Here is a 13,931-nt window from a genome sequence, read left to right as displayed (position 1 = left end):
CCGGCGCCGAAGACGCGGCTTTGTATAATTCGTAATTTGTCATTCGTCATTAACCATCAATCCCCATGCCTTCCAGCACCGCGTTTGCCGACGCTATCCTGTCGCTGTCGGCGGATTCCAACGATTCGGCGTGCGTGGCGCTTTTCATGCAACTGCTGCGCGAGTCGCCCGGCTTGCACCGCTGGCTCGCCACGGCATTCCTTGACCCGCGCACGCGAACGCGCCTCGTGCGTTATCTGCGCGATAAGGAACGCCCGCCGGGGCACGCCGTCCGGGGCCGCCAGTTGCTCGCGTGGCTCGCCCATGCCAATGCGGCGCTCGAAATCGACACCGCCGCGCTCGCGCGCACCCACGCGCTCGCGCCGGTATCCGCCTCGCCCCACGGCGGACTCACCCGCGCCCAGATGATTCACCTCATCCGCCGTTATCAGGCGGACGGCGCGGGCAATATCGCGCTTGTCCCGTTCCTGATCGCCCACGCATGGCGGCAGGCTCCCGATGGAGCGCCTCCGAGCGCCGCGCTTTTGTTGATGGGTGGAATATTCTTTCAGGCTGTGTTCGCAGGCGACACCCCGTCATCATCACTCATCCGTCATCTCGCCAAGGCGGTGGAATTTTTCCACGGCCAGCCGCTCGGCTCCATCACGCGGGCGCATTTCGGCTACGTCAACTGGTGGAAGTTGTCCGTGCTTCACTACATGCTCAACCACCCCAAGCCGTGCTATCGCACGCGGGATTTTGCGCGGCATCTGGCCGTGCAGAAAATCACCGTGGACACGAAGGACCTGCGCCGCTTCTGCAAAAAGCACGGCATCACGCGCGACATCCGCCCCGGCAGACCTAGGCGCACGGCCCCTGTTTAATTTTTTGGCAAGTAGCATGACAGCGGTAGCTCGAAGCTTCGGTCATCCCCATTGGTGAAAACGACCCTGCGTTCGGCATCGTGGCATACACGCACAAACTCCGCCACCCTCCGGACCATCACAGTAGAACCCGCTGGCACGCTCACGCCAGAAAGGAATGCTTGCACCGACAAGCAATCGTTACGCGTTTTATATCGCAATGAATCCGCCCTCTTCTCCTCCGCCCTTGCACCTGCCTCCTGTGGTGTATGACAGCGGCTTGCCCTTTCTCGTCAACGCCCTTGGCTCGCATGCAGGCGAAGCAACCGTTTGCGTTTGCTCGACAAAACGCGTCCGCTCGCCAATCTTTTCGAATCATGGACCACGAACTTCACCTCGCAAAAGACATCGGCACTTACCTTGCCGAAGGCTCCCGAGCGGCTGAATATCGCCTCCGCAACGTCGAGCCGTCCTTCGGCGTTTACGAGACTTTCGTTTTCGATTTCGAAGGCGTACGCGGCATGAACAGTTCCTTTGCCAACGCGCTTATCGTCCCCCCTTTTCACCCAGCACGGCACTGAAGTTCTGAAGAAAATCCGCTTCCGCCACTGCAATCTCGTGGTAAAAATCATGCTCGAAAGCGCCCTCACCCTTGGCATGGAAGCCGCCCAAGGCGGCCGAGTTCGCGCCTGAGTCGGCATTATAGCGCCAAACCGCATGCTTGGCCTCGCACCCAAGCGCCCAGACCAGGCATGGGTGACCGACGCAACCTGCGTTCTTACCGCGCAGGGCTGGTTGTATATGGTGGCACTGCTCGACCTTCATACCCGCCGCATCGTTGGCTGGGCCATGGATCAGATGCTGGACGCATCATGATCCCGTGTCCGAGTTATCGGGGCAGCCCCAAGTCGCGATCGGAGTGGAGGGGATGGTGTCGGACTCGGCCTGCGACGCCATGCATCAAGGATCACCACCACGCACGTCCGGTCTGCACGTATGGGTTGGTGCTCACCCACAGCTGATCGGCCGCGCAAACGCCAGTTGATTGTATTCACTACTGGCGCACTTATTGGTTCTTTTCCTTGGAAGCGGCTCAATATATTTCCTCTTTGAATTATCTCTATATCCACCAATTCGATGCACGCGCAGGAGCCGAATAGAATTCCAGCATGGGAGAGCGGAATTGGAGTATATAGGCCTTTTGCAGATAAAGACTGGTGTGGTCCTCCGATACCCCAAGCACAATATCGCAGAATACATACAATTATACTATTGCAAGTATATAAAACCTGAGACGACTGCCTGGCAAACGAAATATGCAAATAAAAAACATTGCACGCGTTTTTTCATAATGAAATCCCCGTCCGGTTTTCTTTGGAACGTCATGAAAAGTGATTTTTTACAGTCCCCTCTCCCCTCTATGTTAATGCAAATACAAATGCATATTTGTGTAAATAAGTGCTTTCTCGGGCTTTCGATGTGAATCTTACAATTATTTGATTAAAGAAAAATTGCGGAATCTTTTACTGTCGCTCAAGATTTTTTTACAATTCAGCATTGATACTTTAGGAAGTTTCCGCGATGTCGGTTTCTTCAATTTATTATCATTAAATCGCTAAATCACATAAACCCTCCATGTCGCCTATAAACACAACTGAGCGTAGTTTGCTACGATATCGCTCCCACACCCTTCGTGCGTTTTTGCCAGCTGCCGTTGGTCTGATCCGGGGGGCAATGATAGCGTGTATCATGAGGCAGGAGGCATGGTGATCAACTCGAGTACGATTCGCGGCACACTTAAAAGGGGAATAAGAATAGAAGGCGGGCTAGGAATGGTAAGCAACGGATCAAGGCTGCGACCCGAGATGGGGCAGCCTTGGGTTTTAATAAAACAAGCCCAGCAAGTGTGTTAATCCCTCTTTCCTTGAAGAAATATTTACTCTTATGACATATACAGAACAAATCACGCTCAGGCTGTTTCGAAATCTCTCGCGCTCTCTGGCCATGCTTTTTATACCCCTAGCATTCGCAGCCCTCACTGGACCATTTGTCGCGGCAGATTACTATATTCCGAACGGAGCCGTAAACTTTGAAAATAACGCTCCGAACACGTATATCCTCGAAAGCGGATTCACTGTTACTGGAACGTCAAGTGCCATAACGTTAACGGGGTCTTATCCCATGGTGACGTTCGTTTCCCATGCCAACAGCACTGTTCGGGGTGACAAGACTGGTGTGGAGCTTACCTATGGTGGCACGGTGGCCAACGCTGGCACGATCACCGGCGTGGGGGACTATGGCATTTATTCCCCCGATTTACCCATGACCAGTATGAATGTCACCACTCTGAATACTGGCGTTATAGAGGGAGGCAAAACCGGTGTGTATTTAGGATCCGGCGGTGTGGTGAACAACTTTGGACTCATCACCGGGACGTCGAACGGCATCCTTTTTAGCAACGGCGGTACGGTGGTCAACTATGGCACGATTCAGGGTCAGTATGGCTTCAACCTCGATGCCGATATAAACGGGTATAATTCGTCGATGTCTCTAATTAATAACGCCAACAGTTCTATATTGGGATCTTATTTCGGTGTGCATTTAAACCGCAGCGGCACGGTGGTCAACTACGGGCTCATCAGTGGATTCTATGCGGGTATACAGACCTATGGAGCCTTCGTGACCAACAGCGGCACGATCATTGGCGTGCGATCTGGCATTCGTGCTTACAACTATTCGAACAGTCTATCTTCTCTCAACAATAATTTGACTACCAGCTATATAGGGGGAGGAGATATTGGTGTGTATACAAATGGAGGCACAGTGAGCAATTCGGGTACGATCATAGGCACGGGGAGCTATGGCATCTATGGCTACGACAACTATGCCCTTAGCGATGCGACTATCATCAATATGGGCGCCAACAGCTATATAGGGGGAGGTGATGTCGGTGTGTATTTTGAGGATTTAGGCTCGGTGGACAACCAAGGGCTCATCACCGGAGGTACGACAGGCATTCTGCTTAGCAGCGGCGGCACAGTAAGTAACTTCGGTACGATCACAGGGACGGACGGATACGGAGTGCACGTTGTAGCGGGTGCGGCCAGTGTCACTAACAATACATGGGGCACGATCAATGGCGGCGTCTATGCGGGAGGCACCACAACGGTCGTCAACAACGGCCTGATCACCGGCGCATTGGGTGTGTATCTGAGCAAGAATTCCACACTGACGGGCAGTGGCCGTATTGACGCGAGCGGTACCGCGCTGGCGCTCGGCGGCGGCGCGTCGTTCACTGTGGGTTCCTCCAATGAATACAAAGGCGGCAAGGTTGGCATCTCCCTTGAAAATACCGCTACGCTCACCAATTCTGGCACAATTATCGGCACGGATGTCACCGGAGTGGAAACCAAAACCGGCTCAGTGCTCGTCACCAACAATGCCGGCGGCCTGATTCAGGGCGGCAGCTCTGCTGTGTCCCTTGCCGCAGGCGGGACGGTGATCAACCCCGGTACGCTCAGAGGTACGAGTGGGCTTAGTGTCGGCATTTATTCGAATACTGCAGCCTCGTTTATCAGCAATGTCGGCAGTGGTGTGATCCAAGGCAGCATGTCTGGCGTGTATCTTAACAAAGGCGGCACGGTAAGTAACTCCGGTACGATCAAAGCGACGGACGGATACGGAGTGTACGTTAACGGGGGGGGCGGCCAGTGTCACCAACAACGTTGGTGGCACGATCGATGGCGGCGTCTATGCGGGTGGCACCACAACGGTCGTCAACAACGGCCTGATCACCGGCGCATTGGGTGTGTATTTGAGCAGAAGTTCCACACTGACGGGCAATGGCAGTATTAACGCCAGCGGCACCGGGCTGGCGCTCGGCAGCGGCGCGTCGTTCACTGTGGGCTCCTCCAACGAATACAAAGGCGGCAAGGTTGGTATCTCCCTTGAAAATACCGCTACGCTCACCAACTCTGGCACAATTATCGGCACGGATGTCACCGGAGTGGAAACCAAATCCGGCTCAGTGCTCGTCACCAACAATGCCGGTGGCCTGATTCAGGGCGGCAGCTCTGCTGTGTCCCTTGCCGCAGGCGGGACGGTGATCAATTCCGGCACGATGACTGGCACGAGCGTGCTCGGTGTCGGCATTTATTCGAATGGCTCCGCCAGAATCAGCAATGAAGCTGGCGCGCTGATCCAAGGTAATCATAGTGGCGTGGCTTTTGCGGTGGGTGGGACGGTAAGCAACTCCGGTACGATCAAAGGGACGGACGGATACGGAGTGCTCGTTAACGCGGGTTTGGCCAGTGTTACCAACAATGCCGGTGGCCTGATCCAAGGCCCTTGGGCCGTGTTTCTTCTCGGTGGCGGCACGGTGACGAATTCGGGCACGATTCTCGGCATAAACTACGACGGCGTCCGCATGGAGGCATCGGGCTTGGTAATTAACAGCGGTCTCATTGAAACATCGGGTGACAATGCGGTGGAACTTGTTTCCGGAGGCACGGTGTCAAACGCCGGCAGGATTCAAAGCACACTTGGCAGAAGCATCTATACCTCCAATGCTGCCACAGTTATTAGCAACACCACCACCGGTCTGATCCAAAGCGATAGTGTTAGCGTGCATCTTGCCTCCGGCGGCACTCTCTATAACTCCGGCACGATTATTGGCACGGGCACAAGCACCAGCCGGGGGATTTATTCCGGCGATGCTGCCACGTTCATCAGCAACACCACCACAGGGCTGATCGTAGGAGCTACGTCTGGCGTGCATCTTGCCTCTGGCGGCACTCTCTACAACTCCGGCACGATCCGCAGCTCAATGAACACTGTATGGATACAAGGCACTCCGGGCTTGGTTGTTAATAGCGGATTTATTGAAAGTTTGAAGGATGCTGCAATGCAGATTGAATCTGGCGGCACAGTGAAGAACACCGGGACGATTCAGGGGAATTTAGGGATTTCCGTCAAAAATACGGGGCTTTATATCGAGAATGCCGGGGGCGCGCTTATTACAACGGCGACACACGCCACGTTGCAATTGGACGCCAGCAGCACGGTATTCAATGCTGGAAGAATCGAGAGTGGCTTCACGGCGGGTATTCTGGCCCTCAATCAAGCCGTGATTACCAATACCACTACAGGACTGATTCAGGGCGGCAGCACCGGCGTGCATTTTTCCAGCGGTGGCACGCTCGTCAACTCCGGCACAATTCTCGGCAGCACCAGCAAGGCTGGCAGTGTCGGCGTGCGCTCCAATGGGCTGACAACCATTACCAACAGAGGTTATATTGAGGGCCACTCGCAAGGCGTCTATTTCAATGCAGGCGCAGCGGGCAGCACGCTGGTCAATAGCGGCACTATCCGCGCGTTGATGGGCAGCATCGGCGTGGTTTCGGAGACGAGTGTGCTTGTGAGCAACACCGCGGGAGGCCTCATCGAAGGATCCGATATCGCCGTCTCGCTGCTAAACGGCGGCACGGTTGCCAATAGCGGACGCATCATCGGCGGCACGACTGGTGTCCAGCTCGGCAATGGCGGCGTAATTACCAACTCCGGTACGATCACTGGTACAACCGGATACGGTGTGCGCGTCATCGAGGGGTTGGCCAGTATCACCAACAACGTTGGCGGCTTGATTAATGGCGGCATTTATGCGGGTGGCACCACAACGGTGCTCAACAACGGCCTGCTTACCGGTACCTTGGGTATCTACCTGAGCAAGGGTTCCACATTGGCTGGCAGCGGCAGTATTAACGCCAGCGGCACCGCGCTGGCACTCGGCAACGGAGTGTCGTTCACAGTCGGCTCCTCCAACGAATACAAAGGCGGCAAGGTTGGCAGTTCTTTTGAAAACACCGGCACGCTCACCAACTCGGGCAAAATCATCGGCACGGATAATTTCGGGGTGGAAGCCAAAACTGGCTCTGTACTCGTCACCAACAATGCCGCTGCCCTGATCCAAGGCGGCACTTACGGCGTGAGTCTTGCCTACGGTGGCACGGTGATCAATTCCGGCACGATTATTGGCACGGGCGTTGAATCCTATGGTATTCACTCTGCCACTACTGCCGCAGTTATCACCAACGCTGGTCTGATCCATGGATCGCATGATGGTATAAAAATTATGTCTGGCGGCGTGGTGAACAACACCGGAAGGATCATTGGGTTGAATGCCTCCGGTGTGTATGCCAACGATGTCGCGCTCATCACTAACACCGGCGGTTTGATTTCCGGAAGCAGTGTGGGCGTGTATTTATATGCCGGCGGCACGCTGAGTAACACCGGCACAGTAAGCGGTAAAGGCGATTATGGTGTGCGCACCGGCATAGGTGTGGGGAAAATCATCAACAGTGCGGATGGCGTGATTGATGGAGGTATTTACGCGTACGGTATCACGTCTGTGACAAACGATGGTCGAGTCATCGGCGCGCGTGGTATCGAGCTTGGCGCCAGTTCCACGCTTACCGGCACAGGCTCGGTCGATGTCACAGGCACCGCTCTGAAGCTAGCCAGTGGCTTGAAGCACACCAATGCGCCCGGGGCGCTCCTGCGCGGAGGTCAAGCGGGTGTGTCTTTTGTGGGCGCTGGTACGCTCACCAACTCTGGCACGATCATCGGTACAAATGGCACCGGGGTGGAGGCCAAAATCGGCTCTGTGCTCGTCTCCAACACCAGCACCGGCTTTATCCAAGGCGGTACTTACGGCGTGTATCTAGCTGTTAGTAGCACGGTCACCAACGCCGGACGGATCACTGGCAGCACGACCGCCGTCCAGCTCTATCAAGGTGGCGAAATCATCAATGGCATCGGCGGTCTCATTCAAAGTGATACGACCGGCATCTGGATTAGTGGTGGTACGGTAAGAAATTCTGGCACGATCAGCGGAATGCAGGGATACGGTATCCATTCACTCGGAAATTTCGCACTCATCAACAGCGTAGAAGGCGTGATTCGGAGTGTCGGTGGTTACGGTATGAATCTTGGTGCTGGTGGAACGGTCACGAACGCTGGCACGATTACCAGCGCAGGTAATAATGCTATATTTGCCCCTGTTTCCGCTTTCGTTAGCAACACCACGACAGGTCTCATCCAGGGAGGCTATGCTGGTGTGGGATTATCCATGGGCGGCACGATAAAAAACTCCGGAACGATCAGTGGCGCGAATGACTATGCTGTGTATGTCGAAGGTGGCATGGCTGAAGTCGACAATAACGAAGACGGCGTGATCGAGGGTGGTATTTATGCGGGTGGCACCACGACGGTGATAAACGATGGCAGAGTCATCGGCGCGCGAGGCATCTTGCTTGGTGCCAGTTCCTCGCTTACCGGCACGGGTTCGATTGATGTCGCAGGCTCTGCCTTGACTCTAGCCAGTGGGTTGAGCCACACCAACGTGTCCGGGGTGTTCCTGCGCGGAGGTCAAGCGGGTGTGTCTTTTGCGGGCGCTGGTACGCTCACCAACTCTGGCACGGTCATCGGTACGACCAACACCGGAGTGCAGGCCAATACAGGCTCGGTGCTCGTAGCCAATACCACCACCGGCCAGATCCAAGGCGGTCATGCCGGTGTGATGATCGCCGCTGGCGGCACGGTATCGAATTCCGGTACGATCATCGGCACAAATGGCTATGGTATTTCCGCCACGAATGCGGTTGCCTCCGTATCCAATACGACCGGAGCTTTGATCAAGGGCAGTACTTACGGCGTATCTCTTGCGTCCGGCGGCACGGTGCTCAACTCCGGCACGATTCTGGGCAGCACCAGCAATGCCGGCAGTATCGGAGTGCTCACCAACGCGCTCTCCGCGATCACTAATAGCGGCTATATCGAAGGCTACTCGCGAGGCGTCTATTTCAATGCGGGCGCAGCAGGCAGCACGCTGGTCAATAGCGGCATCATTCGCGCGATTATGGGCAGTGACGGTGTGGTTTCGGAGGCGAGTGTGCTTGTGAGCAACACTGCGGGAGGCCTCATCAATGGTTCCGATATCGGCGTCAGGCTGCAAGGCGGCGGCACGGTCAGCAACGCCGGATCCATCACCGGAGGCACGACGGGCATCCAGCTCGGCCAGGGTGGCGTAATTGCCAACACCGGCACGATCATCGGCACAAACGGCTATGGTGTTTCCGCTACGAATGCGATTGCCTATGTATCCAATACGACCGGAGCTTTGATCAGGGGCGGTACAGTCGGCGTGTCTCTAGCGTCCGGCGGCACGGTGCTCAACTCCGGCACGATTCAGGGCAGCACCGGCAATGCCGGCAGTATTGGGGTGCTCACCAACGCGCTCTCCGCGATCACTAATAGCGGCCATATCAATGGATCTGATGTCGCCGTGAGGCTGCAAGGCGGTGGCACGGTCAGCAACGCCGGATTCATCACCGGAGGAACGACGGGCATCCAGTTCGGTCAGGGTGGCGTAATTGCCAACACCGGCACGATCATCGGCACAAACGGCTATGGTATTTCCGCTACGAATGCGGTTACCTATGTATCCAATACGACCGGAGCTTTGATCGAGGGCGGCACAGTCGGCGTATCTCTTGCTTCCGGCGGCACGGTGCTCAACTCAGGCACAATTCTCGGCAGCACCAGCAAGGCTGGCAGTGTCGGCGTGCACTCCAATGGGCTGGCAACCATTGCTAACAGAGGTTATATCGAAGGCTACTCGCGAGGCGTCTATTTCAATGCAGGCGCGGCGGGCAGCACGCTGGTCAATAGCGGCACCATCCGCGCGTTGATGGGCAGCGACGGCGTGGTTTCGGAGGCGAATGTGCTTGTGAGCAACACTGCGGGCGGCCTCATCAATGGATCTGATATCGCCGTGAGGCTGCAAGGCGGCGGCACGGTCAGCAACGCCGGATTCATCACCGGAGGAACGACAGGTATCCAGCTCGGTCAGGGTGGCGTAATTGCCAACATCGGTACGATCATCGGCACAAACGGCTATGGTATTTCCGCCACGAATGCGGTTACCTACGTATCCAATACGACCGGAGCTTTGATCAAGGGTGGTCAAGCCGGCGTGTATCTTACCTCCGGCGGCACGGTTACAAATGCGGGTACAATAACTGGCATAGGCACCGATGGCATAAGGATGGACCGCACGGGTTTGGTGGTCAACAGTGGGCTGGTTGAGGGATCTGGTGACGATGCGGTGCAGCTTAGTTACGGTGGTACAGTGCAAAACACCGGAACTCTCAGGGGAGAGTATGGAGTTTACGCCTCCGATGGGTCTATTTTGATCAAGAATGATGTCGGCGCGCTTGTGACTGCGACATACAATGCGATACTTTTATCCGCTGGCGGCACAGTGGTTAACGCGGGCATAATTCAAAGCGCGGACGATATGGCTTTCAATGCCAGCGGTGGGGCTGTGGTTGTTACTAACACCACCGGTGGCGTGATCAGAGGCCCTGGCTACGCCGTGTGGATTGGCAGCAACTCGGCGAACGAAGTGAATCTGTGGAACAGCAGCACGCTTGCGGGTAACCTCCTTGTCGCGGGCACAGCCTCGCGATTCACGCTCAACGGAGACTTTAGCGGTACGCAACGCTATGCGAACGCGGTCACCGGATCGACCGAATTCAGCGGCACGCTCATCAAGACAGGAACGGGCGTATGGGCGATCGACAGCAATCCTGGCGCAGGCATGAAGCAAGCTGCGACGCTGGTGCAGGCGGGTACGCTCCAGGTCGAATGGGCTGGACATCAGCTTAACAACGCAGCCGTGAATATAGCCGCTGCGGCGACGCTGCAAGTGAGTGCGTCCGTGGGCACGGGCACGACGACGTTGGTCAATCCGCTCACCGGAGCCGGACTGCTCGACCTGATCGGCACCGCGGGTGCTTCCAATCCCAAAGTCACCTTTGCGCTCGCCCCTGCGATGGGCTCGGCCTTCACCGGTACGGTTGCGGTCAGAGGTGTGTCGCAAACGACGGTCTTTGACCTTGCGACCTCGGAAACGGCGCTCACCAACGCACTGCTCAAACTCAACACCAATAGTAAAACCTCGCTTGACGCCAATCGGACGGTCGGAGGTCTGGATCTTGCCGGCGGCACACTCCTGACCAAGAGCAACACCTCCGCGGCGGACCTTGCGCCCTACGTCCTCACGACGGGCACGCTCATGAGCACCGGAAACGGCAGCACAATCGGAGTGGACACCGATGTGCTCTCCGGCATCACTCTGCCGCTGCCCCCAGTCGCCGGACTCAATGCAAACGTCTTCGACGTCGACGTAACCCCGCTCGACACACTGCACTCCGGCACGATCGTGCACAGCGCCACAAGCACCATCGCAAACGGGGTGACCTACGCCATGGTCGACAGCTCGGGCAGCGCCCTGCCATCCGGCACCTCGACGATAAGCTTCGGCCAAAACGGCCTCGATCCCGTGGGCGTAAACACCTATGGATACAACGCCCTGCACCAGCGCAACACCGACGGCAGCGGCAACATCGTGCTCAACTACGGGCTGATCTCCATCGCGTCGATACACGCCACCGAGCAAATCATCCTGGACCCGACCGGCTCACTGGACAAGACGCTTGGCGCAAAGCTCACCGGCACCGGAGCGGGCTTTACATTCACTGGCACCGAGACGATCACCCTAGCTCACAGCGGCAACAACTACACCGGCTCAACGCTTGTACGCAGTTCGGCTTGGATCAAAGCTGCGGTGAACAATGTGATAGCGAGCAGCACCAAGGTCACGCTTGCAGACGTTGGCACCGGCTTCGACCTCGGCGGTTATGACCAGACGCTCCAAAACCTAAGTGGTGCTGGCAGCATTCGGCTGGGCGGCAAAACTCTCACAGTGGCCAACACCGGAACCGGCCTGACCCTCTCCGGCGCAATCACCGACAACGGTTTGTCCGGCGGCATCGTGCTTACTGCCGGAAGCGAGTGGACGCTTACCGGAAAAAATACCTATACCGGCCAGACAGCAATCGGCTCCGGCGCGAAATTGCAACTGGGGACAGGCGGCACAAGCGGCATGATAGCCGACGCCAGCGCGGTCGCCAATTCCGGCACACTCGTCATCAACCGCTCGGACGACCTTATCTACGGCGGCGCGGTGACCGGCTCCGGCGTGCTCGTCCAGCGCGGCACTGGCAAGACCACTCTGACTGGCGCGAACCAAATCGGCGGTGGCCTGTTTATTGAAAACGGCACGCTGGAAATCGGGCAGAACGACAGCCGAGGCTGGCAAAGCGAAACGATCGCACCAAACGTCCGGGTGGATGCAACCGCGGCACTCATTTTCAACCGCTCCGGCATGGTGACCTACACCGGCGTGATCAGCGGTGCAGGCGAGGTGCGGACTATCGGAAGTGGCGTGCTCGCGCTAACAAGAGCGCAAACCTACACTGGCGACACCCGTGTCACCGGCGGCACGTTGAGACTCGCCATCGCCAATGCGATCCAGTCCAGCGCCAAGGTGCATCTCACCAACGGCACGCTTGACTTGAACAGTAACCCCCAGCGTATCCAAAACCTCGTAAGCGACAACGGAGTGGTGCGCTACAGTACGGCCAGCGGAACGGCGACGGCATACACCACGCTGATGATCAACGGCAACCTGGAAGGAACGAGCACGCACCTGATGAACGTCGATCTCGTCGGTTCCTTGAGCGACAAGTTGATGGTGCTCGGTCAGGTCAGCGGCACACACTTTGTGCACTTCACGCCGACCACGGATCCGACCTTGCTCAACGACCCGCAGCGCACCTATTCACTTGCAGTGGGTAAGCTGGGTGACGGCAGCACCGCCGTGGTTGAATCCGACGGTATTGAGTCGGGCATGCGCACCTACCAGCTCTACAAGGGCGACGGTGGATTGATCCTGACCGATGAGAATAACTACTACCTGTCCGGCGGCAGCGCGTTGAGCCGCGCGGCTGACGCGATCCTTTTGACCGCTGGAGTCATGGGAACCGACTGGCATTACAGCCTGGATAATGTACACAAACGTATTGGCGAAATCCGAGGGAGTTTCGACGACAGCGGCGCAGTGTGGGTGCGCATGAACAATTACCGTCTCAACGCCGGAGCCGGACTTGGAGGCAGCAGCTTCGAGCAGGACAGCTTCGGGCTGACCGCCGGATGCGACAAGGAGGTCTTCACGGATGGGAAAAACCAGATCATCGCAGGTGGCTACCTCGGTATAAACCAAAGCGCACGCACCTTTGACGAGTATGGGGACGGCAGCACGGGCACGCTCGGCCTTGGTTTCTACGGATTGTGGCTCTACGACAACAGCTGGTTCGCGGACGCGACACTGAGCTTCGGGCGCATGTCTAATGATCTCAACGCGCGCGGAGTTGACGGGCATGTTTCGCGCGGGACGTATTCGCAACGCACGCAAAGCATCTCGATAGAGGTCGGGCGTCGCTTTGCAAAAGGCATTTACTGGGTGGAGCCGAGCATGCAGGCCGCCCTGGCGTGGATCAATGGGACCCAATACACCGTAAGCAACGGCGTGGTCCGCGACATGCGTGTGGATGTGGGGAACTCCGAGGCGTGGCAGTATCGCTGGCAGCTGCGGATAGGTGCTGTTTACGGCAATTGGCAGCCCTACATGAAGCTTGGTTCGGTGAAGAGCGACACGCGCGGAGGAGAGGTCACCGCGGAGGATCGTACTTACGAGCCCTGGTTCGACGGCTGGCGTTTCGAGACGGGAGCCGGGGTGAACTACCTGATCGAAGGGCGCGGACAACTGTATTTAGACTACGAATACAATCATGCAACTAGATACGAGCGTCCCTGGTCGCTGACGCTCGGCTACCGTCACTTCTGGTAAAGGCCGGTCAGCCTCATTTGATCCGCGAAACTGTGAAATGAATTTGGATTCGAGATAACGTCCGAGTAAGATAATGTTATGAATATTCGCCCAGCTGGCATTTTCCATCCGGTTTCTTTCAGGCTGACACTGTAAACGTCCACACATTCTGCAACCGAACGGCAACCAAGGTATCGTTTCACATATAAACTTTCGGGTCTCTCTGGCTCCATTCGGCCTGCGGCTTCTCCTTAAACCACAAACTTGTGGGTAATTGAAAGCCTGGGACGACGCTTACG

At 56.7% G+C, this 13,931-nt stretch carries 5 protein-coding genes; all 5 read left to right on the top strand.

From position 1 onward, the window contains the following. The first annotated feature begins 65 nt into the window (after positions 1-65). The 5 genes from OH491_RS16750 (at position 66) to OH491_RS16735 (ending at position 13,653) form a co-directional block, all read left to right on the top strand. Positions 66-863, top strand: coding sequence for a hypothetical protein (locus OH491_RS16750; RefSeq protein ID WP_068770443.1), 798 nt, complete (start codon positions 66-68; stop codon positions 861-863). A gap of 356 nt (positions 864-1,219) precedes the next feature. Further along, positions 1,220-1,423, top strand: coding sequence for an STAS-like domain-containing protein (locus tag OH491_RS16745; RefSeq protein ID WP_068770444.1), 204 nt, complete (start codon positions 1,220-1,222; stop codon positions 1,421-1,423). A gap of 136 nt (positions 1,424-1,559) precedes the next feature. Then, positions 1,560-1,718: a DDE-type integrase/transposase/recombinase gene (locus OH491_RS28215; protein WP_334319310.1), complete on the top strand. Its 159-nt coding sequence runs from the start codon at positions 1,560-1,562 to the stop codon at positions 1,716-1,718. 1,068 nt (positions 1,719-2,786) lie between these two features. Beyond that, a complete protein-coding gene (locus OH491_RS16740) occupies positions 2,787-4,697 on the top strand; it encodes a beta strand repeat-containing protein (protein ID WP_068770445.1) in 1,911 nt (636 codons plus the stop codon). After that, on the top strand, positions 4,657-13,653 hold the full coding sequence (locus OH491_RS16735; protein ID WP_068770446.1) for a pertactin-like passenger domain-containing protein: 8,997 nt from the start codon (positions 4,657-4,659) through the stop codon (positions 13,651-13,653). The genes OH491_RS16740 and OH491_RS16735 overlap by 41 nt, the downstream gene beginning before the upstream one ends. The last annotated feature ends 278 nt before the right edge of the window (positions 13,654-13,931 follow it).

This window comes from Termitidicoccus mucosus (assembly GCF_038725785.1).
GTDB lineage: Bacteria > Verrucomicrobiota > Verrucomicrobiia > Opitutales > Opitutaceae > Termitidicoccus > Termitidicoccus mucosus.
Note: the sequence above shows the minus strand (reverse complement) of the source record. Positions and strands in the feature narration are given on the sequence as shown.

Bases quoted from the DNA above. Each gene is read 5' to 3' on its own strand.
- OH491_RS16750 (WP_068770443.1), top strand. From the start codon at position 66: ATGCCTTCCAGCACCGCGTTTGCCGACGCTATCCTGTCGCTGTCGGCG.
- OH491_RS16745 (WP_068770444.1), top strand. From the start codon at position 1,220: ATGGACCACGAACTTCACCTCGCAAAAGACATCGGCACTTACCTTGCC.
- OH491_RS28215 (WP_334319310.1), top strand. From the start codon at position 1,560: ATGCTTGGCCTCGCACCCAAGCGCCCAGACCAGGCATGGGTGACCGAC.
- OH491_RS16740 (WP_068770445.1), top strand. From the start codon at position 2,787: ATGACATATACAGAACAAATCACGCTCAGGCTGTTTCGAAATCTCTCG.